Source organism: Acinetobacter sp. AOR14_HL (assembly GCF_027855175.1).
In the GTDB taxonomy this organism is placed as follows: domain Bacteria; phylum Pseudomonadota; class Gammaproteobacteria; order Pseudomonadales; family Moraxellaceae; genus Acinetobacter; species Acinetobacter calcoaceticus.
Map to the genome: position 1 here is coordinate 123,056 of NZ_JAKTII010000008.1, position 23,689 is coordinate 146,744.

A 23,689-nucleotide genomic window follows, 5' to 3' on the forward strand; every position below is an offset into this window, starting at 1 on the left:
CAGATTATTTATAAGTTGCCTCATAAGCTGCTGCTTTCTCGCTGTCGTATTGTTTTTCCCATTTACTAATCACAAGTACTGCAAGTGCATTACCTACAACGTTCAATGCGGTACGCGCCATATCCATGATACGGTCAACACCAGCAATAAATGCTAAGCCTTCAAGTGGAATACCAACTGTATGTAACGTAGCTAATAACACCACGAATGATACACCAGGAACACCAGCAATACCTTTAGAAGTAATCATTAAGGTTACAACTAAAAGAACTTGTTGACCAATTGACATGTCAATACCATAAAGCTGCGCAATAAAGATAGCTGCAATACTTTGGTAAAGTGTTGAACCGTCAAGGTTAAATGAATAACCCGTTGGAATTACAAAACTAGAAATTGCTTTTGGTGCACCGTAGTCTTCCATTTTTTGCATAATACGCGGTAGAACAGTTTCCGAGCTCGCTGTTGAGTAAGCTAAGATCAGTTCATCTTTCAATATTTTCATTAGAATAAGGATATTGATACCGAACATTTTTGCAGTGATTCCTAAAACCACAAAAGCAAAGAATAAGATAGCTACGTAAACTAATACCACTAATTTAGCTAATGGAATTAATGATGCGAAACCGAAGTTCGCAACAGTTACAGCGATCAAACCAAACACACCAAATGGTGCATATTTCATAATGATGTGTGTCACACGGAACATTGTTTCTGACACAGCATGAAATACGCTTAACAATGGATCTTTGGTCTTCTCTGGCAATGAAGATAAACCAATACCAAATAACACGGCGAAGAAAATCACTGGCAACATTTCGCCATGTGCCATCGAGTTAATAATATTGGTTGGAATCATTGACAAAACTGTCTGTACCAAACCATGCGATTGAGAACCAACTTCTTGAGCTGTACTCTTATATTGAGAAATATCGGTTTGAACCAGTTGAGACATATCAATGCCTGAACCAGGATGGAAGATATTTGCCGCAACCAAACCAACTAAAATGGCAATCGTGGTAATAATTTCAAAATAGAGAATGGTTTTAAAACCAAGACGCCCTAAACTTTTCGTACTGCCAACACCTGCAATACCTAAAATTAAGGTAGAGAAAACGATTGGAATAACAATCATTTTAATCAGGCTAATAAAGATCTTACCCATTGGCGTAAGAACATTATTCACAATACTATCTTTGATTTCAGGCTGGTTATGTAAAACAGCCCCTACAACTATCCCTAGGACTAAAGCAATTAAAATTTGCCAAGCAAGGCTAAATTTAAAATTCTTCATAAGACAATCCTTATGCACCGCAAAGTATCAAATATGAGAGGGAGAAGACCACTAACTAAGAGTGAAACCTCAATATGTACAGTAATTTCCAAACAGAAATTTAAATGCACAAACAAATCACAACTCGCCGATCCGGCGAAATAAACAACAATGCCTGTTGACGATCCAACATGTCAACGATCGGCACATTCTATTGAGATTTGCCAATTAAACAACCCCAATTTATATCTAAATAGATCAAAGCCTATATTTATTCATCAATAATCTATAAAAACAAAAACTTATCAAAAAAAAATTTTTATCTATTTTTCATTTAAAATTGCTCAGATATATAAAGAACTTATGAACTCTTACCTACAGTTAAATAGATTTTTAAATTAAGATTAACTTAACAATATTTCTTATATTCGCAATGAACTAAATAGGGTATATATAAAATATTAACCCGAGTTCTGCGTCCTGCAAAACTCGGGTAAATGAGGTTGTGCTTTCAGGTTAATCGTTATTTTTATCGTTTCCGTTCCAACATCTGATCCGTGATGCTATTCCATATCAGCTTAGTGTATCCTTACGTGGGATCGTCCATTCCCGTTTCCGTGTGCCGATGAATGTAGAATAAGGTTTTTGTAACCCTCTGCCTATTCGCCCTAGACTCAAATCTTTGTACGATATTGCTTACATTTAATCTTTATATACTTTTCTCTTTATAAGGCTGTACGATTTCATCAGTCACTATTTTTTCTTCTTTTTCAGCCTTTGCAATTCCTTCTTGTATAGCACTTTGGGCCTCTTCTTCATCGTTTTGAGTTTGTTCCAATTCTTCTTGAATTTGTTCAAATACCCGACCAGTCTGTAAAACAACATATACTGGAAAATGATCAGATCCAATATGAGGCAAACGTTGCATCTTCACCAGACCAAAATCGGTACTATGAAAAATATGATCTAAAGACCAACGTAGTAATGGATAATCTGCATGGAAGGTATTAATGAAATGTCGACCAACCCGGGGGTCAAGTAACCCGCTAATCCGCTGAAATAACCGAGTAGTACGTGACCATGCTACATCGTTTAAATCCCCCATCACAATACAGCTTTCATCTAAGTCCTTAATCTGATCTCCAACAATTAAAAGCTCTGCATCACGTAGCGTTGAATCTTTCGCCTCGGTTGGACTCGGTGGCTTAGGATGCAAACAATATAGCTGAACTGGCATGCCGGATCGTAAAGTCACAGTTGTATGAATTGAGGGAATTTCATCACTCAAAATAAATTTAACCTCTGTATTTGATAGAGGTAAGCGACTATATAAATGCATTCCATATAAGTTATCTAAAGGCACAGGAACACGATGAGGATAATCTTCTTCAATTTCTTTTAAAGCATTTTCCCATGTCTTGTCACTTTCCAAGGTAAGCAATAAATCAGGTTTTAATTGAGTGATCTGCTCAAGAAGTAAATGATATTTATCATTAGGGGTTAGAACATTCGATACAATCAATGAAATCTGCTTTTGAGGGTCTAATTGAGACCGCCTCACCTGCTTAACCTGTTTTTTCCAAAATAGGGTATAAGGTAAAACCATTTTAAGCTGATAGGCGATGGCAGCAATGAGCGCAGCAAGCAATATTTCACGCCATAGATTCCATTCGGTAGGCCAAAACAGCATACCCACAAAGGCCAATAAACCAATAAATAGAATCTGTAAACGTGGGAAGTCGGCTCCGCGAAACCACCACTCATCACGAGGAATAAGTGACCAGAAACTTAACCAAATCACCAGACTAGCTAGAACTTCGATATAAATCATTGAATTTTCTCTTTTAAGATGATTTGTTTTTTAAAGTTTTTGTCATCTTTATCAATTTTGTATGTAACATAAACAAGATATTCTACTCAATAAACATGGTGTTTTGTTTCTGTAACGCTTGCAGTTGTGGACACTTTTGATACACTCAACTCCCCCTAACAATTTTAACGCACCGAGGCAAAATGACATGAAAGTAGGTCTGGTCGGTTGGCGCGGGATGGTCGGTTCCGTCCTTATGCAACGTATGGTTGAAGAGAATGATTTTGCTCATATTGAGCCATTTTATTTCTCTACCAGTAATGCAGGTGGTGAAGCTCCTTCATTTGGTGGTAAGACTGCCCCAGCACTTATGGAAGCGACAGACATTAATAGTCTGAAGCAAATGGATGTCATTATTACCTGTCAAGGTGGTGACTATACGTCTGAAGTTTTCCCACAGTTAAAAGCAACTGGCTGGAATGGCTACTGGATTGATGCAGCCTCTACTTTACGTATGTCAGATGACGCAATCATCGTTCTTGACCCAGTAAACCTTAACGTTATCAAAGATGGTTTGGCTAACGGCACTAAAACTTTCGTAGGCGGTAACTGTACTGTATCGCTTATGTTGATGGGTTTAGGTTCACTTTTCCAAAACAATTTGGTGGAGTGGATGACTGCTATGACTTATCAAGCAGCATCAGGCGCTGGCGCACAAAACATGCGTGAGCTAATTACTGGTATGGGCTACTTATATAACAATACCAAAACGTTACTAGATGACCCTAAATCTGCAATTTTGGATATTGATCGTCAAGTTGCCGAGTTACAACGTGGCGAAGGTTTCCCATCTGCTAACTTTGGCGTGCCATTAGCTGGATCGTTGATTCCTTACATTGATAAGCAACTTGAAAGCGGTCAGTCAAAAGAAGAATGGAAAGGTCAGGTTGAAACCAACAAGATCTTGGGTAATTCACAAATTGTTCCTATCGATGGTCACTGTGTCCGTATTGGAGCGATGCGTTGTCATTCTCAAGCATTGACGATCAAGTTGAAAAAAGATGTCCCGCTTGATGAAATCGAAGATATGATTCGTACTTCAAACCAATGGGCGAAAGTTGTACCAAACACTCGTGAAGCGTCTATGACTGACCTTACACCTGTTGCTGTAACTGGTACCTTAACTGTACCTGTCGGCCGTTTGCGTAAACTTAACATGGGTAAAGAATATTTAGGTGCATTCACAGTAGGTGATCAGTTACTTTGGGGTGCTGCTGAACCTTTACGTCGTATGTTACGTATCTTAGTAGAATACAAAAGCTCATAATTTGGTCTGAATTATTCAGTCAAAACAAAAAGCCGATCACATTAGATCGGCTTTTTCGTAACTGGTTTGTGAAAAATTTACAATTTATTTACATTTCATTATTGTATAATTTTGAACGACTTTACGACTTATTAGGTCATGGATTGAGATGACTGTTTATAACAAATTAAAAATTGCCATTTTCACCATTATGTCTTCGCCATCTATTTATGCGATTACATTAGACCCTATACAAATTCAGTCCGCCCCCGGCGATTTGTTATATGCAGAAATGAACTTCCAGCAAGCTGATCCCAATTCCACTTTGCAAGTCAGTTTAGCAACCCCCGAAGATTTAAGTGCTTTGGGTGTGACTCATCAACCTCCGGTAAATCTTAATTTTTATACACGCCAAAATGGTCAAGGCTCTGGGGTTATTGTCATTACCTCATCCCGACCTGTTAATGATCCTGAACTTAATATTGTTGTGAAAATCAGTGAAGGTTCTGCAACGCGTTTACAGCATATTAAAACTGTAATTAAGCCTTCTGCTATGAAAAAGACCGAAAATAACGAAAGTACTTTATCGCCTCAGCTTATTGTGAATGAAAAAGATATTGCTTTAAATCTACCGGAAAGTACCCGATATACTTCATCTGCTCCTGCCCTAGCTACCACTAACTCGAATAGTGAACAAAACCTGAATATCAAGTCTGGGACTGTCCCAGCGATAAATACAAATTCATCTGCCCCACTTAGCGAAAACTCTTCGGCTGAACAAGTTGTAACAAGCACTATTCCTGATCAGGCAGCAACAAAAAATCAAATTACATCTGCTATTAATAAGTCAGATGCAAATAATTCGCCAAAAACACCAGTTAAAAAGTTAGCAGTACAAAAGAAATCTGTTCCATCCAAAAAGCTCAGTCAAAATGCTGCAAAGAAACAAACCCTAAGTCCGTCTAGAGGACCAGTAACTTCAGGTAAATATGTAGTACAACACAATGAGTCTCTATGGAGCATTGCTAATCGTATTGCAGCGAAAACCAAACAGCCAGTTGCGAAAGTCATGCACGATATCCAAAAACAAAACCAGCATGCTTTTATCCAAGGTGATGTAAACCGTTTACGTCAGGGAATCGCTCTAAAACTCGCCCATACTCCTGTCTCTAAAACTCAGCAAAATAAATCAAAAACAGAAATAACGCATACTGCAAAATCACCTTCTGGCAAAGCTAAATACCGTTTGCAACAAGCAGAAATGAGTATCGTGGCTGAAAACAGCCAAAATTCTACACATGGAAGTGCTAAAAAGAGCACACAACAAAGTCAAAACAATACTGAGTTAGCAGTAAAAGTTATGACAAAAAGAGAAAAAAACGTTACATTACAAAGGAATGTAACCAAATTAAATCAAACTTTAAGGTTAAAAGACCAACGTATTCAACTTTTGAATGCGCGTTTGGCAGAGTTACAACAGCAGTTACAAGCACAGCAAAACACTCACAAGCAAAAACATTAAGTTAAAACCAGAGTTAGCTCGCTTTATATTGCAAATATTTATTTTTTAAGGGGAAAGTAATGTTATATGTGATTCCATTCATCATATTGCTCGTGGTCGCTGTTATTTTTAAAAAACGCGAGAATAGCCAGAAGCAAGAGGCCACCTCCCCTAAAACGGTAAATAAAAAAACCAATAAAAAAGCAAACTCTAAATCGAGTAAAAACTCGCGTGAAAAAAGTAAAGTAAATGTGGTAGAAGAAACACTTCCACCTATTCCACAAAGCAGTCCTCTTCCAGAAGCTGTACGTCAAAAAATCAAACAGCTCATTCAAGAAAAGCAATATTCAGCCGCTGAAGCTCAAGTAAATCAGGCGCTAAAAAAAGATAATACTCAACATGAGCTTTATTTATTATTGCTTGAAGTTCATATTGCGCAGAAAGATGAATTTGCCATAACACAACTGATTAGTCATATTCGAAGTCTGGCATTACATGAAATAGTGACTCAAGCTGAAACTAGACAAAAAGAATATGAGTCATCAAGACAACCTGATGCTATCGATTTCCCTCAAGCTCAAACATACGAAGAGCCAAAAAATACACCAAACACAACAGCTCAGTTTGACCAGTTAACAACAAGTTCTTCTGAAGCTTCTTTTGATGACTTGCAGAAAGACTATACACCTGTAAAGCAAGAACCTGCTGTTGAAGTTGAGCCTCTGGAATTTAATTTCTCATTTGAGCAAAAAACAACAGAAGTCGATTCTGCTAAACCTGAAGATAAAATTAGCACTGAAACAGCCAGTGAAACAAATGACTTAAATACTTTAGAGTTTTCATTTGATTTAGAGTCTATCCCAAATAAAGCAGAAAAGTCTCTTGAGCCTAGCTCTGAATTGACTGTTGAAACAATCAAAGTTGATACAACCTCTACACCAGACATTGATCTTGATTTTAGTAATTTCTCAATAGACAAAGAGTCTGATTCACAAAGCAATAACTCTCAAGAAATCGTCCTAGAAGAAAATATTCAAACTCAGTCATTATCAGTTGAAACCCTTGAGTTTTCTTTAAATCCTATAGAGTCTGAAGATAATCAACCGAATTTAAATGAATCAGAACTTAGCCTTGAAAACAACGACCCACTTGTTCAGGCTTTTCCAGAATTAAAACAGTTAGATGAAAATGAACTTGACTTACAACTTGCAGAGCAATACATCAAGTTAGGTGCTTACCCAGCAGCGCACGCCTTGTTGGCAAGTAATGAGCAAAAATTCAACACAGAGCAACAACAACGCGCGAAAAATCTACTAAATCGCATAGCTTCTTAAGGCTGATCGTTTTACCATAAGCAGTCAAAGATGACTGCTTTTGTGCCTGAAAAAGATGAAAAAAATAGCCTTATTTTATATGGGTGGTACTTTTGGCTGTGTAGGTGAACCTTTAGCGCCTATGCCATATGACCAATTCTTACCTCAACTTGAAAAAGTTATACCACCTCACTTAACGGTCGACTGTTTTGCTGCCCCAAATATTGTAGATAGCAGTGCTTGTACAGCGCCCGACTGGCTGCGTCTTATTCAACGCATACAACAACTCCAACTTGAAGGCTATCAGCACTTCGTCGTTATTCATGGTACAGATACTCTCAGTTATGCTGCAGCGACTCTAGCTCGTTTTCTAGGCCAGAGTTGCCATGTGGTTATTACTGGCAGTCAATATCCTCTCCTGAATATTCAAGGAAATGATACCCGTGAGTTTACCGATGCAATTGATAATCTATATCTTGCATTAGAACAGGTGATTAGCTTACCTGTGGGTGCTTACCTTGCATTTCATCATCAAGTATTTCATGCTCAAACTGTGTTAAAGACACATACGACTGAACTTGACGCTTTTTCCGGTCTTAAAGCTGAGTCTGAATTTACACCTCAGCAAAACGGGTTAATTCTGCAAGATACGCAAATCGAACGTGCAGCATCTTTTCAAATCTTGAATTGGATGATGCAACCTATTGCAACCACTCAGCTCGTTCAACAATTACGAAATTTACTGCCAGCCCCACCTCAATTTTTAGTATTGCAAGGTTTTGGTACTGGAAACATAGCGGTTAATCAAGAGTTACTAGCAACATTAGATGAGCTCTATACACGTGGCTGTGTTCAGATTCTTACGACTCAGGTGACCTTTGGTGGCATTGATCAACGCTATGCAATTAGTGAGTGGACGAAAACTGCAAAAATTGTCATTAGTGATGCACATAGTCATGCAGATCTCTATGCAAAAGCACTTCAAATCTATTTAAAATACTCAACCCCAGAACAGTGGCTCAGCCATTGGAACGAAAATTTGCATTAAATAGAGGTAAAGCCATGCAACGTTATGCAGTCGGTATTGAATTTAGCGGAGTTCAATATCGAGGTTGGCAAACACAACAGCCAGGCGTTGCCAGCGTACAAGAAACTATTGAACGTGTGCTTAGCAAAGTCGCAAATGAGCCTATAGCACTTCATGGTGCTGGTCGTACTGATGCAGGAGTACATGCGACAAATATGGTGGCACATTTCGATACGCATGCCATTCGCCCAGAAACAGGGTGGTTAAGAGGGGCAAACAGCCAACTACCTAAAGATATTTCCATTCAGTGGATTAAACTGATGGATGAAAGTTTTCATGCCCGTTTTAAAGCGACTGCTCGACGTTACCGCTATATTATATATAACACGCCTCATCGCCCTGCACTATTGCATAAACAGGTTACTCACATTTACCAACAGTTAGATGTGAAAAAGATGATTGAAGCAGCTAGTAAATTTGAAGGTACTCATAACTTTGAAAGCTTCCGTGCGGCAGCGTGCCAATCAAATCAGCCTGTTCGACATGTAAAACATTGCCGTTTATTTGAACATGGACGCTATTTGGTTTTAGATATTCAGGCAGATGGTTTTTTACACCATATGGTGCGTAATATTGTTGGGTGTTTACTCGAAATTGGTCAAGGCATGTATGAAGTTGATCATATCGATGCAATGTTTGCTGCACAAGATCGCAAAGCAGCAGGAGTAACTGCCCCGCCAGATGGTCTTTATTTTATTCAGTGTAATTATCCTGAGCAGTTTGATTTGCCACAGCCACCACTTGGACCACATTGGCTAAACTTACCTGAGTAAGCTTAGCCAGCTCTACATATACTTATTTAGCGATGCTGTTTACGTTTCCGGTATTCAACAGGTGTCTCATTTGTCCAGCGTTTGAATGCGCGATAGAAAGTACTCGGTTCAGAGAAGCCTGTTAAATACACAATACGCTCAACACTCTCGTTGGTATTGGCCAAAAGTTTTTTAGCTAAACGGCAACGATAGTCAGAAAGTATTTGCTGAAAACTGGTATTCGCCTCACTTAGCTGAGTGCGTAAGCGGCGTGGGGTAATATTCAACTGAGCAGCAACCGTTTCCAAGGTTGTTTCTCCACTTTCCAGCGTTGAACCAATTGCTCTACGAACTTCACCCACTAGATCATAACGCGCTAATTCTTGTAGTTTTTCAATCGCAAGCTGCTCATGCAATTGCAATAACTCAGGCTCTGCTTGCCAAAGCTGAAAATCTAGAATAGCGGGATCAAAATATAAACGTGTTTCTTTTTGACCTAAACTAACTGGACAGCCGTATACGCGGAAATATTCATCCTCAGCTGCTCCTTCGCTGAAGTTAAAATCGATAAAGATCGGATGAAATTGCCCTTCGGTAATAAATTTAAAAAATCTAAGGATGCCCGAAATTGCACATTCAGAGAAATGCCGATTAACAAGATTATCAGCACCGATCTGCTCGCCATTGGTTAAATAACAGCGCCCTTCTTCAATCACTAGTTTTGCATCAAATGCGTCACTAATGAGGCGCTGATAAGCCAAAGCCCGCTTTAGGCCTTCACCAAAGGTATCACTACTAATAAATAGATGTTCAATGACCTGACCACGATATAAAGGCAAATGCTCGCCTAAATGCAGACCGATATCTGGATCTTTACTGACTTCCTGAGCGGCAGTCCAAAAGGCATACTGTGCACTTAACGGTGTACGTGCATTCGTATCAACCTGATTTAAAGCAACTCCCGCTTTGGTTAATATTTCTTCTGTTGGCAATCCCGCACGACGAATCGCTTGATAGCCAAAGCGTAATACAACTGATGCATCTGTTAGCTGACCCACGCAGTGCCCTTCCATGTAGATACTTCATTGATATTTAGGGCCGTTGACTTTTACGCAATTAACAGTCCCTAATAACTATGATTTTAGATTAGCGTTGATTGACCGAACTGACAACAGAATTAAACTTCTTTTGTGAAAAAAATTACATCTTTTTTTATTAGTCATACTTTAACCAGATGCTTGAGTAGAAGTATGTCTATCTTGTTTTTTTTAAATAAATTGACTATAATTTGCGCCTTTCCAATTTGATCATCAGGTAGGCTATGGCCAATAAAGAGGAACTCATTGAGTTCGAAGGCGTTGTCACCGAAACGCTTCCTAATACGATGTTCCGTGTACGTCTTGAAAACGGTCACGAAGTTATTGCACACATTTCTGGTAAAATGCGTAAACACTATATTCGTATTCTTACCGGCGACAGTGTAAAAGTCGAAATGACTCCATATGACCTCACTAAAGGTCGTATCACGTACCGTGCTCGCTAATTAGTGAATGCAAAAAAGCCACTTCATGATGTGGCTTTTTTATTGCGTTGTTTATTCACTTAAGCGACTGGTTTTACATCCCACCGTTTGGCATTCACGCAATCTTTCTTGCAGCCAATGGTTTCTTTCTTGCGTTGTCTGTAAACGACATTGCACGTCTACACTATTTCTATTTGAATCTGTACACTCAGCATCACGTTGACGTATCCATGCAAGCTGAGATTTCTTAAGAATATTTTTTTGCGCGGTATTTAACTTTACTCGCAATGCTTGATAATTCTTATTCAGATCTGCATCAGCACTCGCATAGATTTTATTTGTACAGTAAATATCATCATAAGTATTGCGGGCACTATCACAGTTATCTGCATAGACGACAGTCATTCCTAAACTGCATAAAAATGCAAAAGCAATTTTTCTCATCGTATTTTCCCTTCGTTTTCTACAAAATTATTATTAGAACGGTTTGAATGTAAGGATAAGTCTAAAGGTAAGTTCACCTTTCATTTATCATAATCTTCCTTTTTTACTTTACAAGTATTCAAATCCAACCTATTGTTCTTTAATAATAAATATAATTTTTTATTGAGATAAAAATGAATATAGATACCCGATGTAAAATTGGCCTATTTTGTTTGATCATAATGAATGTGAACGGTTGTACTAGCCATCCACGCCAATCTATAGATTTACAAGAGTATTTAAAGAGCTTTCTAGGTAAATCTTCTGCAACTATTCGACAGGACATCAATCTACGTAGTCTTGGTTTTCAAGTCGCTAATGCTCCACAGAAAACACCTAATCAACTCATTTATACGATTTTACGTCCATTAAACATCCCAATCCCGATGGTGACTAATGTCGATATGAGAGGTAATTCTGTCGCTATACAGTCAGGTAATCTGGGTGGCAATTCTTACGATGTGAATTTCAACTGCAAAGTTATTTTTCAGCTTAAAAATGATATTGCCGAATCTATTCAATATGTTCAATATGAAGGTAAAGCCTGCTAAAACATAGGCATAAAAAAACGCAGCGTTGAGCTGCGTTTTTTATAAGAAGCTTTTAAGCAAGAGCAGCTACAACTGCCTCACCCATCTCGGCTGTACCCACTTTTGTCATACCTTCAGACATAATATCTGCTGTACGTAAGCCTTGATCAAGTACTTGACCTACAGCATCTTCAATTGCTTTTGCAGCAACTTCTTCACGGAATGTATAACGAAGCATCATTGCAACAGAAAGAATTGTCGCTAATGGGTTCGCCACATTTTGGCCAGCAATGTCAGGTGCAGAACCATGACAAGGTTCATACATACCTTTGCCATTTTCATCTAAAGAAGCTGATGGCAACATGCCGATTGAGCCTGTAAGCATTGCAGCTTCATCAGATAAGATATCGCCAAACAAGTTACCTGTTACGATCACGTCAAACTGTTTTGGCGCACGTACAAGCTGCATTGCAGCATTATCTACATACATATGTGAAAGCTGAATGTTTGAATAACTCGCTTGCTGCAAATCAGTAACTGTTTGCTTCCAAAGTTCTGTTACTTCTAAAACGTTCGCTTTATCGACTGAACAGACTTTACCACCACGTAAACCTGCAAGTTCAAAAGCAACTTTTGCAATGCGCTTAATTTCACTTTCAGAATAAACGTCTGTGTTATAGCCTTGTTTTTCACCGTTTTCGAGTTCACGAATACCACGTGGCTGACCGAAATAGATACCGCCAGTAAGCTCACGAACAATCAGAATATCTAAACCAGCAACAATTTCAGGTTTTAAGCTAGAAGCATCTGCCAATTGCGGATATAAAATCGCTGGGCGTAAGTTAGCAAACAAGTTGAGTTCACTACGAATTTTTAAAAGACCGCGTTCAGGACGGATAGAACGCTCGATCGCATCCCATTTTGGTCCGCCTACTGCACCCAGTAAAATTGCATCAGCTTTTTTTGCCTGTTCGCTCGTTACAGCTGGATACGGTTCGCCATGTGCATCAATTGCCGCACCACCCAATAGGCCATGTTCCCAAGTCAACGATAAATTAAATTTTTCATTTACTGTATTTAATACTTTTTCTGCTGCCCCAACAATTTCAGGACCAATACCATCACCAGCTAAAATTAAAATCTGTTTAGACATGAACTTTTTCCATTTTCCAAAAAACAAGCAGTGTTATGACGACCGCGGTGTTAGTTTTTTCTGTTCAAGGAACTCGCCTAGCCCTGTTGTTACATCAAATGGTCGACAAAAACGGCGAATAACACGCTCATCTTGCTCTAAGTCGACACATAATGGATCTGGTACAGAAACATTCAGCAAACTACCCGAACGGTTAGTTTTGTCTCGGTACATTTTAAATGTATAGCGATGGTTGGCATTAAACTGGTGAATCACATGGATTGTTTCAGCCCGATCTGGAGAAATCGGATAAAAACGGATCACCACTTCATATTGTTTAGCAGGCACAGATAAATATAAACTGTTGGTTTGCCCGAGCACTGAACCGTGCAACCGTACAATTCCTTGATGAATTGCCTGATTACTAATTCGTCGTGTTTGCGCATCCACTACAGTAATATCATTTAGTCGTTCAAATTCACAACTCTTCGCACCCGAACAATATATTGCTGCATTCTGCCCCAAATTTTCTTGTTCAGCCTGCTTAATACGGACAGTATCCACTACATTGTACGTGCTCTGACAAGCACTGAGTGTTATTGCGCACAGGCTCAACAAAAAGCTATGAGTAACGTTCCTCTTCATTGTTCAAGCCCAATCCTCATCTAGTGCATAATTTTAAGGTGTTTTTATGCTTTAGCATGTTAGCAAGAGTTTGAACACTACGCCATGGCTATGTTTAAAATGTACCAAAAGGTTAATTTAACTCTTGGAATACCCAAGGACGAACCTGTTTAGTTTTTTCTTCATAAGCGCGAATTGCATCCGCATTTTGAAGCGTTAAACCAATATCATCCAAGCCATTTAACAAGCAATGCTTGCGAAATGGGTCAACTTCAAATTTAAAAGCTTCACCTGTTGGGGTACGCACTTCCTGAGCCGCTAAATCAATTGTTAATTGATACCCTTCATTAGCAGCGCATTCTTTAAATAACTGATCAACAATTTCCTCTGACAAAATGACAGGTAACATGCCATTTTTGAAACAGTTATTAAAGAAAATATCAGCAAAACTTGGCGCAATAACAGTACGGAAACCGTATTCATTCAATGCCCAAGGTGCATGCTCACGACTTGAACCACAACCGAAGTTAGTACGAGCAATTAAAACATTTGCGCCTTGATAACGTGGTTGATTCAAAACGAAATCCGGATTTTTTGGACGAACTGAATTATCTTGCCCCGGATAACCTTCATCTAAATAACGAAGTTCATCAAATAAGTTATCGCCAAAACCAGTACGTTTGATTGATTTCAAAAACTGTTTTGGAATAATTAAATCTGTATCAACATTGGCACGATCTAATGGTGCAACGATACCTTGTTCAACTGTATAAGCTTTCATGGTTTGCTCCAGACCGAATTAAAATGAACGAACATCAACAAAGTGACCTGCGATTGCAGCCGCTGCCGCCATTGCTGGGCTCACCAAGTGAGTGCGACCACCATTGCCTTGACGACCTTCAAAGTTACGGTTAGACGTCGATGCACAGTGTTCACCTGGTTGTAATTTATCTGCATTCATTGCTAAACACATTGAACAACCCGGTTCACGCCATTCAAAACCTGCTTCCAAGAAGATTTTATCCAAACCTTCTTTCTCTGCCTGTTGTTTAACTAAACCTGAACCCGGAACAATCATGGCTTGTTTAATGCTAGATGCCACTTTACGGCCTTTAACCACCTCAGCCGCGGCACGGATATCTTCAATACGAGAGTTAGTACAAGAACCAATAAAGACACGGTCAAGTTGAATATCAGCTAATGCCTGACCTGCATTTAAGCCCATATATTGATAAGCACGCGTCCAGTCATTACGTTGAACGTCATCTTTAGCTTGTTCTAAGGTTGGAACAGCTTCAGTTACCGGAATAACCATCTCAGGTGAAGTTCCCCAAGACACTTGTGGTTCAATCTCTGCGCCATTTAATTCAACTACAGCATCAAAGGCAGCATCTTCATCTGAATGCAAAGTGTCCCAGTAAGCAACTGCTTGTTCCCATTGCTCGCCTTTTGGTGCATAGCTACGGCCTTTCACGTATTCAACGGTTTTGTCATCAACAGCAACCATGCCGACACGAGCACCTGCTTCAATCGCCATGTTACATACCGTCATACGTCCTTCAATCGACATATCACGGAACACCTGACCACCAAATTCAATCGCGTAACCTGTACCACCTGCGGTACCAATTTTAGCAATAATTGCCAACACCACATCTTTTGGTGTCACACCTTTGCCTAATACGCCATCTACACGGATTAACATATTTTTAGATTTTTTCTGAATCAAACATTGTGTTGCTAACACATGTTCAACTTCTGATGTTCCAATACCATGTGCCAAACAACCAAAAGCACCGTGTGTTGCTGTATGTGAATCACCACACACTACGGTCATGCCGGGTAAAGTTAAGCCTTGTTCTGGGCCAACGACATGCACAATACCCTGACGGATATCATTAATATTAAATTCAACAATATTAAAGGCTTTACAATTGTCATCTAAGGTTTGAACCTGAATACGAGACGTATCATCTTCAATACCCGCGATGCCTTGCTCACGTTCCTTTTTAGATGTTGGAACGTTATGGTCTGGTGTAGCAACGTTTGCACTTAAACGCCATGGTTGACGACCCGCAAGTTGCAAACCTTCAAATGCTTGTGGACTAGTCACTTCATGCAATAAATGACGGTCAATATAAAGTAAACATGAGCCATCATCACGCTGTGAAACAACGTGGTCATCCCACAATTTGTCATATAAAGTTTTGCCTGCCATGTCGTCTTGCTCCATTGGACTGGGTAATTCTAATCTTTCTTCGATTATAGCCAGAGTTTCACATAAATCTAATTTATCATTTTTATAAATTAGAAAACTTTTTGGAATTAATCATAATCCCTTCTATACACATCAAATTTAATAAATCGTTTTTGTTAATGATTATCATTTGCATAATCAATTTTTAATCTTATACTCTCATCTCTATACTAAAAATATCTAAAGTGGCTAAAGAGAATGATCATGGCTAATATTCAAAAATTCGTTGTAAATAATCAACGTACCTTAAAGAAAACCTTCAGCTATTACATTATGCATATTAGCGTAGCGATGATAGTTGCATACTTTGTAACAGGTAATATCTGGATGGCTTTAACTTTAAGTATGCTTGAGCCAACCGTACAAGCATTTGCTTTTTTCTTTCATGAAAAAGTATGGGCAGCTAAAGACCGCCGCATTTCAGCCTTAGCTGAGAAAGAGACAACGGCTTAGGCTAAGATTAGTGCGGTAATTCATAACTTTCTAACTCGTTTTGCTGCAAGCATGATACGATTTTGGCTTGGCAACTTTAGCCCCTCGATTTTTCTATTCCAAGTTGAGTTGTATTATGAATCTTGCAGCCTTTGAAGCTTTTGTAAAAGTTATGGAAACAGGGTCTATCTCTGTGGCAGCAGATCAATTATTTATTACTCAACCTGCTGTAACCAAACGGATTCACAGCTTAGAAGAATATTTTGGTGTCAAACTATTTGAGTCCGCAGGCCGAGGCGTTCAAGCAACTCATGCTGCTCATTCATTATTACCCAAAGTTAAAAACTGGCTAAATGAGCTTGGAGACATCCATCACACCCTAAGCCATGAGCAAAATCAGGTACAAGGTCGTTTAAAAATTGGAACCAGTCACCACATTGGTTTGCATCATTTACCCGCGCCCCTTAAACACTTTGTTCAGCAATTTCCGCAAGTCACTTTAGATGTGCATTTTGTTGACTCAGAGCAAGCGCATGAAAAAGTGCTTGCTGGTGATTTAGAGTTAGCATTTTTAACACTTCCCCCTTCAGGTGATGAGCGCCTTAACTACATTACCATCTGGAATGATCCTTTAGTTTTTGTTGCTGCCCCTTTTCATCCACTCGCACAAAAAAAGAATCTGACCTTACAAGATTTAATTGAATATCCGAGCTTGTTACCCGCTGCACAAACTTACACTGCTCAAATCACTTTAGCCGAGTTTGAAAAACAAGGGCTTAAACCAAAAATCACCATGAGCAATAACCCGCTTGAGTCTATTCGTATGCTGGTGTCTATTGGTTTAGGTTGGTCAGTTTTACCAAAAACTCTGTTGAATCAGGATATGCAACAACTTGATTTAGATGTAAAAATGAATCGCCAATTAGGCATGGTATGGCATCCTGCGCGCACTCAATCCAGAGCTATGCAGGAACTGATTAAAATGATGCAAGAGTAGTTGAATTATTAGCGACTATATTTTTTAAAAAGGATATAAACCAGAACAGCAAAAGGTAATAGTAAAAATAATACGCCCCAACCAAAGAAAATAGCGGCAAAGATAATACCGAGTAAAGTACCTGAAAATAATAAAAAAATAATGTAAATGAAGAGCTCACCAATGAGTGTGATGAAACCGTCAATCAGTTGCCCACCAAATTCTTCAAGAAGATTACCTTTACGAGTCTTCTTTTCTTCGGTCTCATTCTGATTATCCATCATATCCTCCACACATCATCACGATCGCTTTAAATCGCCCTTACTCTCAATGCAGCAAAAGCGATTTAAATATAAAGCTCTTTTCAAGTTGATAAAAAAGCTCTCATTTGATGCGCATAATTTAATTTATCAAAGCTGCAATAGGCTTCGAATTTGTTGCACCATTTGGTTTTCATCAAGCATATGATGCGGAATGGTCATCGTTAAGAGTTGATCTGATCGAAAATGGCGGTCAACTTCAAGCATAACGTGCGTTTGATTAGGTTCAGCCACGAAAGAAACTTCAACCTCATTAAACCCACTAAACATATGTGAAGAGACAAATTCAAGTTCTTGGTAACAACCAATTGTTGATCTAAAATTTCGCGCAGTAAGTTGACCTTTTTCGACATCAACTGTTGATAAAATAAAGCTACATCGCTGCATGGCCTGTAAAAACATTTGCATAGCGGGAGTTGGCAGAACTTTTAAATAATCACGATCAGTTGCATCTAATCCCCAATCAACATCCATATGAGTTTGAATCCAAACACGTGTACCATTTCTTCGACAAGCGACTTCGGTAATCGGTGTCTCAAATGGTAATTGAATACTGAAAGGGAAAGAATGAGCTTGATGTGCTGGCAATAGAAAACGAGAATTTACCAACCACTCTTGTAAGACCAAAGGTTGATTAAATTCATGGTCACCAGATTCAACTTCTGCCATTGTCATCAACTTCAAATAAAGACCATTAATCTCTTTATCAGATGATCCCCCTTTGAAGCTAATTTCCCCATGCAGTGTCTCGCCTGCTTGCAAGTTTGGATTGTGTAAAACAGTTTCTACCGTTACGCCTTGAAGACCCAAACCAGACATAATTTTATTAAACATTTTTTCTCTAACCTTTCAAATTATTTCATGTCATCTGTAGCAGCATACTTATTCTTAAAGTGCATCATCTCCAGCGAGCGGAATCTTACCCTCTGCAACTTCATTCATAAATTGCTGATAGTCATTTAAATTGCGCTCTGCATACTCCTCTGCATACGCTTGCAATACTTCTACGATCGTACTGCCCTCTCCAAGATATCCCATAAGTACATCAGCATTTCCAGACTTAGCATGGGCATGAGCTAAAGCCAAACCACAACTTTCAGCATACTCATTGAAATACTCATCATCCATATCACTAAGATCAACCGAGATTTTCATATCACGTAACTGACGTACATGAAAATGCTGATTGGGGGTTGAAGAGAATCCAAGGAAGATGTCACTGGCAGCTTGCATAAGTTGCTGACCATGTACCACGCGCTCGCCTTCATGTTTTACTTTTTCTACAAATAACGGACTAAGAATCGATGGATTCGCTTCTTTCATTTGTAAAATTAACGGTTCCCGATCTGCATCTTGAAATAATGCAATCGCGGATCGTGTACCCACACTTCCGACACCAACCACTTTCAAAGCCACATCGGTCCGTTGATAACGATCAAAAAGTACTTGGCGATCATATTTCAAAGAATCACGATATTGCTGAAAGAATACATCAACATCTTTACTGAACGGTTCATCTGCCTTTGGATGCCATAATAACGGCGCATCATCCACAAAATGACGAAATCCTGTATCTTGATCTTGCTGTGTGAGCTTCGGTAAAACAGAATATGCATTTCTCTTCTGCGCTGAATCAAGATGCTTTGCGCGTTTCTTTCTCAGTTTCCGGCATTCAGTGTTTTCTAATAAGGTACTGGCATCAACTTTTTCATACCAAACTTGTAGAGGCGAAAGTTTCGTATTTTCTAATAAGTGCTGACGATAACTATTCAACATCGTTTTAATTGCTTTTAAACCCACTTTATCTGCAAGATCAATATCACGAGCAGCAATCACAAAACTGGTAGCTAAACGCTTTAAATCCCATTCAAATGGGGCAACCAAAGTCTCATCAAAATCATTGATTCCAAACAATAGATTACGCTCTGGACTAGCAAACCCACCAAAATTACTTAAATGACAATCGCCACAAATCTGTTGAAATAAACCTGAATTTACCTGCTCCCAAGCCTGATCAAATAGCATCAAAGAAGGCATACCACGATAAAATGTAAACGGTGAAACGCTCATTCGTTTTGCACGAATTGGTTTGAGCTGCTCTAAACGGCCTTGGTTACTCCAATCATAGATAGTTAAAGCAGTTATACCTTTTGGTCGCTCAGAAAGCTCTGACAGCTGTTCTCTTGGAACTTTTTTACGTTGAGCCTTACCTAATTTGAAGCCTTCGCTTTTATTAAGTAATTTCCCCTGATAGCTATGACGTGTTAAATCAATACTTTCATCATTCCAAAGTTGTTTTGGTAATTTAATTTGTGCTGTTTTTGGCATTATTCTCTCATTTTTAAATTAGAATTTTTTATCTTCTTAAACCTTTACCAAGATAAAATTTATTTTTTATTAGACATATTCATATCTACTTTTGGAACAAGATTTATAAAAAATATTCAAAAAATGATTTTTAAATATAATTAATTAAGAGTTGGAAGACCTCAAAGCTTTGCAAGCTACTCTTCCAACTCCACAATCTTAAATCGACCAGTCTTGAATTTCCCAGCGATTTTCTTGAGCCAGCTTTTCAAGGCGATCATCAGGATTTACAGCAATCGCATGAGTTGCATATTCAAGCAAAAAGCGATCGTTGATTGAGTCTGAATATGCCCAAGATTCAGATACGCTGCGTCCAGCCAACCAGTCGTCGAGACGCGCAAGTTTACCTTTTTGATAACACGCCAAGCCCGCAACTTTACCCGTATATTTTCCATCTGCAACTTCAGCATTGGTTGCCAAAATTTCGGTAATACCAAATTCACGGAAAATAGGCGCAGTAATAAAATCACTTGTTGCCGTAATACCCACAATTGTATGACCTAAATCTTGATGCTTTTTGATTGCATCAAAACCTTTTGGACGCATTTGTGGACGAATAACTTTTTGCATGAACAATTGGTGAAGCTCAGTTAAGTAGTTATTGTCGTGCTTTGTTAAAAATCCAAAGACAAATTCATTATAAGCATAGGGGTCAAGTTGCCCTGCTTTGTAATCTTCATAAAATTTATCATTCATCTGACGATGATGAACCGGATCAACCAAACCTTCATTGACTAAAAATTCACCCCACGAGTGGTCTGAATCGGTATTTAACAAGGTATGGTCTAAATCAAACAACGCCAGTTTCATGAAAATTCTCGTTTAAACTGAAATTTAAGAAAAAAAATGTAAATCTATCTCCGCTAGTCGATAGAAATTCGTTAAGATCGTAGCAATTTAAACATTTTACTTTGATCTTTTCGAGCTGGACATAAAAAAGTGTTTGTCCCCGCGATTAAAGTCAACGATATAGACAATATTTAGGTAGCCAAATGATCGATTCAGAAGGTTTCCGACCGAATGTCGGGATCATTTTGGCAAACGATGATGGACAGGTTTTATGGGCAAAGCGCATTGGTCACAATGCTTGGCAATTTCCACAAGGAGGCATTCAGTTTGGAGAAACCCCTGAACAGGCACTTTTTCGAGAACTGAGAGAAGAAATCGGCTTATTGCCCGAACATGTCCAGATTATTGCGCAAACCAAAGGATGGCTGCGTTATCGTTTGCCACATAGGTACATTCGGTCAGACTCTGACCCCGTATGTATCGGACAGAAACAAAAATGGTTTTTACTGAAATTGACTGCGCATGCAAGAAATATTCAGTTAGACCTCTCTGACCCACCCGAATTCGATGAATGGCAGTGGGTTAGCTATTGGTATCCTCTTGGACAAGTGGTGAACTTCAAGCGTGATGTTTATCGCAAAGCCATGGTGGAGTTGTGTACACAGTTGCCGATGCAACAATTACCCTAAAAATCATTTATCTAGCAAATGATTTTTATTGAAAGTGCTGTTATAAATACATTCATAGTCTAAAAAATACTGGAGTATACATCCATGTCAAACATGCAACTCGACACTCTACGGCGCATTGTCCAAGAAGTTAATGCGTCCGTCAGTTTGCATGAATCATTAGACACCATGGTCAATCAGGTTGCTGAGGCCATGAAAGTGGATGTTTGCTCTATTTATTTACTCGATGAACGCAATCAGCGCTATGTATTGATGGCCTCTAAAGGCTTAAATCCGGAATCTGTGGGCCATGTTTCACTGCAACTCGGTGAAGGCTTGGTCGGTCTGGTCGGGCAACGTGAAGAAATAGTTAACCTTGACAATGCACCAAAACATGAGCGTTTCATGTATTTACCTGAAACAGGTGAAGAAATTTACAACTCATTCCTCGGCGTACCTGTCATGTATCGCCGTAAGGTTATGGGTGTTTTGGTTGTACAAAACAAACTTCCACAAGATTTTAGCGAAGCAGCCGAGTCATTTTTAGTTACTTTGTGTGCCCAGCTTTCTGGTGTTATTGCCCATGCTCACGCGGTTGGAAATATTGACGTATTTCGGAAACCAAGTAATGGCCCTGCCTATAAAACCTTTCAAGGTGCTTCAGGTGCAGGCGGTGTTGCTTTAGGTCGCGCTATTATTTTATATCCACCTGCCGATTTGGGTTCAGTACCTGACCGTGAAGCAGAAGATATTAGTCATGAACTTCGACTTCTAGATCAAGCCATTTCATCAGTTCGTTCAGAGATTCGTTCTTTAGATGAAAAAATGCATGATTCATTAATGGCAGAAGAACGCGCTTTATTTAGTGTTTTCTTAAGAATGCTAGATGAAAATGCATTGCCGGCAGAAATTAAAGAACTCATTCGTGACGGGCATTGGGCACAAGGTGCTGTGCGCCGTGTCATTGAAAAGCACACTGCCCTATTTGCACAAATGGAAGATGACTATCTTCGTGAGCGAGTTTCTGATCTTAAAGATTTAGGCCGACGTATTTTAGCCTCGTTGCAAGAAGAAGATTCTAGCCACCGTGAGCTCAGTCCAGACAGTATTTTAATTGGTGAAGAAATTAGTACTGCGGCACTAGTCGAACTACCAGTTGATAATATTGCGGCGATCGTAACCTCCGAAGGTGCTGCCAACTCACACATGGTGATTGTAGCTCGAGCACTAGGAATTCCAACTGTGGTTGGCGTCACTGAGCTGCCAGTTAATACACTCGATGATGCAGAAATGATTGTGGACGCCTATCAAGGTCGTATTTTTGTAAATCCTCCACGTCGTTTACGCCAACGATATAAAGAAATTCAAAAAGAAGATGAGCAGATCGCAAAAGATCTCAAACAATACGAGACAAGAGAAGCGATTACTCCAGATGGTGTATCTGTTCCACTTTATGTAAACACAGGCCTTATGATTGATGTGGTTCGCGGTGTACAACGCGGAGCTCAAGGTGTGGGTCTATACCGAAGTGAAATTCCATTCATGTTAAGGGAACGTTTCCCGGGTGAAGAAGAACAGCGAGCAATCTATCGTCAACAATTGAGTCACTTTGCCAACAAACCTGTGGTGATGCGAACTCTGGATATTGGTGCCGATAAAGACTTGCCTTACTTCAGTATTGAAGAAGAAAACTCGGCATTAGGATGGCGTGGTATTCGTTTCACACTCGATCATCCCGAGATTTTTTCGTCACAAATTCGCGCAATGCTCAAAGCAAGTATTGGTTTAAATAATTTGCATATTTTATTGCCAATGGTGACTACAGTAAGTGAAGTCGAAGAAGTACTTTATTTACTTGAGCGTGACTGGATGGCGGTGCAAGAAGAAGAGCAAGTTAAAATTACCAAGCCAAAAATTGGAATTATGGTTGAGGTACCAAGCGTACTACTACAAATTGATGAGTTTGCTGAACTTGTCGATTTCTTCTCGGTCGGTTCAAATGACTTAACTCAGTATTTACTTGCAGTTGACCGTAATAATCCACATGTGGCAAACGTTTACTCGCACTTCCACCCATCCGTTCTACGTGCTTTAACTCGCTTAGTTAAAGAATGTCATGAATACAAAAAACCTATTAGTATTTGTGGTGAAATGGCAGGTGATCCATTATCGGCAATTCTGCTCATGGCGATGGGCTTTAACACCCTTTCAATGAGTTCGAGTAACATTTTGCGAGTACGAAAAGCAATTTGTCATGTACCTATGACAGATGCACAAAAACTACTTGATGATGTCATGAAAATGAATAATCCACTCATTGTGAAAAGCTGGCTTGAGTATTATTTTAAAACTCACGGTTTAGCAGATATGGTCAAATCAAATCGAATCGTAAATGTTTAATATATAAACAATAAAGGAGAGCAATGCTCTCCTTTATTTATTTTAGATAGCTTCTACGATTACTGAATATAAAAAGTTCTTTTCACTCTCAGTTCTACCCTACTTTTTTAATTAAACAAAAATACAATCGGTTTTTCAAATCAATACTGA

Annotated in this window: 23 protein-coding genes; 11 read left to right on the forward strand and 12 right to left on the reverse strand. The window is 39.0% G+C overall.

Annotation, left to right across the window (positions count from 1 at the left end):
• Positions 1 to 4 precede the first annotated feature (4 nt).
• The gene (gene gltP, locus MKL38_RS08905; RefSeq protein ID WP_003654734.1) at positions 5 to 1,291 is read right to left on the reverse strand and encodes a glutamate/aspartate:proton symporter GltP; all 1,287 of its coding nucleotides are present in this window, start codon (positions 1,289 to 1,291) and stop codon (positions 5 to 7) included.
• Between the two features lie 688 nt (positions 1,292 to 1,979).
• A complete protein-coding gene (locus tag MKL38_RS08910; RefSeq protein WP_270903082.1) occupies positions 1,980 to 3,101 on the reverse strand; it encodes an endonuclease/exonuclease/phosphatase family protein in 1,122 nt (373 codons plus the stop codon).
• A 187-nt stretch (positions 3,102 to 3,288) separates the two neighbouring features.
• On the opposite strand from MKL38_RS08910, the gene asd reads away from it, so the two are divergent.
• The 5 genes from asd to truA all read left to right on the forward strand — a co-directional run bounded on the left by asd (position 3,289) and on the right by truA (position 9,060).
• Complete coding sequence (asd, locus tag MKL38_RS08915; RefSeq protein ID WP_003654731.1) at positions 3,289 to 4,407, forward strand: aspartate-semialdehyde dehydrogenase; 1,119 nt, start codon at positions 3,289 to 3,291, stop codon at positions 4,405 to 4,407.
• 148 nt (positions 4,408 to 4,555) lie between these two features.
• Positions 4,556 to 5,908 (forward strand): type IV pilus assembly protein FimV, encoded by a 1,353-nt coding sequence (locus tag MKL38_RS08920; protein ID WP_270903083.1) that lies wholly within the window; start codon positions 4,556 to 4,558, stop codon positions 5,906 to 5,908.
• A gap of 59 nt (positions 5,909 to 5,967) precedes the next feature.
• Positions 5,968 to 7,221 (forward strand): hypothetical protein, encoded by a 1,254-nt coding sequence (locus MKL38_RS08925; RefSeq protein WP_270903084.1) that lies wholly within the window; start codon positions 5,968 to 5,970, stop codon positions 7,219 to 7,221.
• Positions 7,222 to 7,276: 55 nt separating this feature from the next.
• Complete coding sequence (locus MKL38_RS08930) at positions 7,277 to 8,248, forward strand: asparaginase (protein WP_270903085.1); 972 nt, start codon at positions 7,277 to 7,279, stop codon at positions 8,246 to 8,248.
• Between the two features lie 14 nt (positions 8,249 to 8,262).
• Positions 8,263 to 9,060, forward strand: a complete 798-nt coding sequence (truA, locus tag MKL38_RS08935) for a tRNA pseudouridine(38-40) synthase TruA (RefSeq protein WP_004640993.1) — start codon at positions 8,263 to 8,265, stop codon at positions 9,058 to 9,060.
• 26 nt (positions 9,061 to 9,086) lie between these two features.
• On the opposite strand, the gene MKL38_RS08940 is transcribed toward truA, so the two are convergent.
• Positions 9,087 to 10,097, reverse strand: coding sequence for an AraC family transcriptional regulator (locus MKL38_RS08940; protein ID WP_005037036.1), 1,011 nt, complete (start codon positions 10,095 to 10,097; stop codon positions 9,087 to 9,089).
• Between the two features lie 263 nt (positions 10,098 to 10,360).
• On the opposite strand from MKL38_RS08940, the gene infA reads away from it, so the two are divergent.
• The gene (infA, locus tag MKL38_RS08945) at positions 10,361 to 10,582 is read left to right on the forward strand and encodes a translation initiation factor IF-1 (RefSeq protein ID WP_001284370.1); all 222 of its coding nucleotides are present in this window, start codon (positions 10,361 to 10,363) and stop codon (positions 10,580 to 10,582) included.
• A gap of 51 nt (positions 10,583 to 10,633) precedes the next feature.
• On the opposite strand, the gene MKL38_RS08950 is transcribed toward infA, so the two are convergent.
• Positions 10,634 to 11,005 (reverse strand): lysozyme inhibitor LprI family protein, encoded by a 372-nt coding sequence (locus tag MKL38_RS08950; RefSeq protein WP_004640989.1) that lies wholly within the window; start codon positions 11,003 to 11,005, stop codon positions 10,634 to 10,636.
• A 173-nt stretch (positions 11,006 to 11,178) separates the two neighbouring features.
• Between MKL38_RS08950 and MKL38_RS08955 the strand changes: the two genes are divergently transcribed.
• Positions 11,179 to 11,595: a hypothetical protein gene (locus MKL38_RS08955; RefSeq protein WP_270903086.1), complete on the forward strand. Its 417-nt coding sequence runs from the start codon at positions 11,179 to 11,181 to the stop codon at positions 11,593 to 11,595.
• A gap of 52 nt (positions 11,596 to 11,647) precedes the next feature.
• On the opposite strand, the gene leuB is transcribed toward MKL38_RS08955, so the two are convergent.
• The 4 genes from leuB to leuC form a co-directional block, all read right to left on the reverse strand.
• Positions 11,648 to 12,727, reverse strand: coding sequence for a 3-isopropylmalate dehydrogenase (leuB, locus tag MKL38_RS08960; RefSeq protein WP_270903087.1), 1,080 nt, complete (start codon positions 12,725 to 12,727; stop codon positions 11,648 to 11,650).
• Between the two features lie 33 nt (positions 12,728 to 12,760).
• The gene (locus MKL38_RS08965) at positions 12,761 to 13,351 is read right to left on the reverse strand and encodes a hypothetical protein (RefSeq protein WP_003654712.1); all 591 of its coding nucleotides are present in this window, start codon (positions 13,349 to 13,351) and stop codon (positions 12,761 to 12,763) included.
• Between the two features lie 112 nt (positions 13,352 to 13,463).
• The gene (gene leuD / locus MKL38_RS08970; protein WP_003654711.1) at positions 13,464 to 14,111 is read right to left on the reverse strand and encodes a 3-isopropylmalate dehydratase small subunit; all 648 of its coding nucleotides are present in this window, start codon (positions 14,109 to 14,111) and stop codon (positions 13,464 to 13,466) included.
• A gap of 18 nt (positions 14,112 to 14,129) precedes the next feature.
• Positions 14,130 to 15,548, reverse strand: coding sequence for a 3-isopropylmalate dehydratase large subunit (leuC, locus tag MKL38_RS08975; protein WP_004640982.1), 1,419 nt, complete (start codon positions 15,546 to 15,548; stop codon positions 14,130 to 14,132).
• Positions 15,549 to 15,785: 237 nt separating this feature from the next.
• On the opposite strand from leuC, the gene MKL38_RS08980 reads away from it, so the two are divergent.
• Both MKL38_RS08980 and MKL38_RS08985 read left to right on the forward strand, forming a co-directional pair.
• Positions 15,786 to 16,040: a DUF2061 domain-containing protein gene (locus tag MKL38_RS08980; protein ID WP_003654707.1), complete on the forward strand. Its 255-nt coding sequence runs from the start codon at positions 15,786 to 15,788 to the stop codon at positions 16,038 to 16,040.
• A gap of 115 nt (positions 16,041 to 16,155) precedes the next feature.
• Entirely contained in the window at positions 16,156 to 17,016 is an 861-nt protein-coding gene (locus tag MKL38_RS08985; RefSeq protein ID WP_004640979.1) for a LysR family transcriptional regulator, read from the forward strand.
• Between the two features lie 8 nt (positions 17,017 to 17,024).
• Here the strand turns inward: MKL38_RS08985 and MKL38_RS08990 are convergent, their stop codons facing one another.
• From MKL38_RS08990 to MKL38_RS09005, 4 genes are all read right to left on the reverse strand, one after another.
• Positions 17,025 to 17,276: a hypothetical protein gene (locus MKL38_RS08990; protein WP_005037049.1), complete on the reverse strand. Its 252-nt coding sequence runs from the start codon at positions 17,274 to 17,276 to the stop codon at positions 17,025 to 17,027.
• 129 nt (positions 17,277 to 17,405) lie between these two features.
• Positions 17,406 to 18,149, reverse strand: a complete 744-nt coding sequence (locus tag MKL38_RS08995) for a sporulation protein (protein WP_005037051.1) — start codon at positions 18,147 to 18,149, stop codon at positions 17,406 to 17,408.
• A gap of 54 nt (positions 18,150 to 18,203) precedes the next feature.
• Complete coding sequence (locus tag MKL38_RS09000) at positions 18,204 to 19,643, reverse strand: DUF2252 domain-containing protein (protein ID WP_270903088.1); 1,440 nt, start codon at positions 19,641 to 19,643, stop codon at positions 18,204 to 18,206.
• A gap of 198 nt (positions 19,644 to 19,841) precedes the next feature.
• Positions 19,842 to 20,492 carry an HAD family hydrolase gene (locus MKL38_RS09005; protein ID WP_017391334.1) on the reverse strand — a complete coding sequence of 217 codons (651 nt, stop codon included), beginning with the start codon at positions 20,490 to 20,492 and terminating at the stop codon, positions 19,842 to 19,844.
• Positions 20,493 to 20,674: 182 nt separating this feature from the next.
• On the opposite strand from MKL38_RS09005, the gene MKL38_RS09010 reads away from it, so the two are divergent.
• Both MKL38_RS09010 and ptsP read left to right on the forward strand, forming a co-directional pair.
• On the forward strand, positions 20,675 to 21,160 hold the full coding sequence (locus MKL38_RS09010) for an RNA pyrophosphohydrolase (RefSeq protein WP_003654696.1): 486 nt from the start codon (positions 20,675 to 20,677) through the stop codon (positions 21,158 to 21,160).
• A gap of 84 nt (positions 21,161 to 21,244) precedes the next feature.
• Positions 21,245 to 23,539 (forward strand): phosphoenolpyruvate--protein phosphotransferase, encoded by a 2,295-nt coding sequence (gene ptsP / locus MKL38_RS09015; protein WP_004640970.1) that lies wholly within the window; start codon positions 21,245 to 21,247, stop codon positions 23,537 to 23,539.
• The last annotated feature ends 150 nt before the right edge of the window (positions 23,540 to 23,689 follow it).

Bases quoted from the DNA above. Each gene is read 5' to 3' on its own strand.
- gltP (WP_003654734.1), bottom strand. From the start codon at position 1,291: ATGAAGAATTTTAAATTTAGCCTTGCTTGGCAAATTTTAATTGCTTTA.
- MKL38_RS08910 (WP_270903082.1), bottom strand. From the start codon at position 3,101: ATGATTTATATCGAAGTTCTAGCTAGTCTGGTGATTTGGTTAAGTTTC.
- asd (WP_003654731.1), top strand. From the start codon at position 3,289: ATGAAAGTAGGTCTGGTCGGTTGGCGCGGGATGGTCGGTTCCGTCCTT.
- MKL38_RS08920 (WP_270903083.1), top strand. From the start codon at position 4,556: ATGACTGTTTATAACAAATTAAAAATTGCCATTTTCACCATTATGTCT.
- MKL38_RS08925 (WP_270903084.1), top strand. From the start codon at position 5,968: ATGTTATATGTGATTCCATTCATCATATTGCTCGTGGTCGCTGTTATT.
- MKL38_RS08930 (WP_270903085.1), top strand. From the start codon at position 7,277: ATGAAAAAAATAGCCTTATTTTATATGGGTGGTACTTTTGGCTGTGTA.
- truA (WP_004640993.1), top strand. From the start codon at position 8,263: ATGCAACGTTATGCAGTCGGTATTGAATTTAGCGGAGTTCAATATCGA.
- infA (WP_001284370.1), top strand. From the start codon at position 10,361: ATGGCCAATAAAGAGGAACTCATTGAGTTCGAAGGCGTTGTCACCGAA.
- MKL38_RS08950 (WP_004640989.1), bottom strand. From the start codon at position 11,005: ATGAGAAAAATTGCTTTTGCATTTTTATGCAGTTTAGGAATGACTGTC.
- MKL38_RS08955 (WP_270903086.1), top strand. From the start codon at position 11,179: ATGAATATAGATACCCGATGTAAAATTGGCCTATTTTGTTTGATCATA.
- leuB (WP_270903087.1), bottom strand. From the start codon at position 12,727: ATGTCTAAACAGATTTTAATTTTAGCTGGTGATGGTATTGGTCCTGAA.
- MKL38_RS08965 (WP_003654712.1), bottom strand. From the start codon at position 13,351: ATGAAGAGGAACGTTACTCATAGCTTTTTGTTGAGCCTGTGCGCAATA.
- leuD (WP_003654711.1), bottom strand. From the start codon at position 14,111: ATGAAAGCTTATACAGTTGAACAAGGTATCGTTGCACCATTAGATCGT.
- leuC (WP_004640982.1), bottom strand. From the start codon at position 15,548: ATGGCAGGCAAAACTTTATATGACAAATTGTGGGATGACCACGTTGTT.
- MKL38_RS08980 (WP_003654707.1), top strand. From the start codon at position 15,786: ATGATCATGGCTAATATTCAAAAATTCGTTGTAAATAATCAACGTACC.
- MKL38_RS08985 (WP_004640979.1), top strand. From the start codon at position 16,156: ATGAATCTTGCAGCCTTTGAAGCTTTTGTAAAAGTTATGGAAACAGGG.
- MKL38_RS08990 (WP_005037049.1), bottom strand. From the start codon at position 17,276: ATGGATAATCAGAATGAGACCGAAGAAAAGAAGACTCGTAAAGGTAAT.
- MKL38_RS08995 (WP_005037051.1), bottom strand. From the start codon at position 18,149: ATGTTTAATAAAATTATGTCTGGTTTGGGTCTTCAAGGCGTAACGGTA.
- MKL38_RS09000 (WP_270903088.1), bottom strand. From the start codon at position 19,643: ATGCCAAAAACAGCACAAATTAAATTACCAAAACAACTTTGGAATGAT.
- MKL38_RS09005 (WP_017391334.1), bottom strand. From the start codon at position 20,492: ATGAAACTGGCGTTGTTTGATTTAGACCATACCTTGTTAAATACCGAT.
- MKL38_RS09010 (WP_003654696.1), top strand. From the start codon at position 20,675: ATGATCGATTCAGAAGGTTTCCGACCGAATGTCGGGATCATTTTGGCA.
- ptsP (WP_004640970.1), top strand. From the start codon at position 21,245: ATGTCAAACATGCAACTCGACACTCTACGGCGCATTGTCCAAGAAGTT.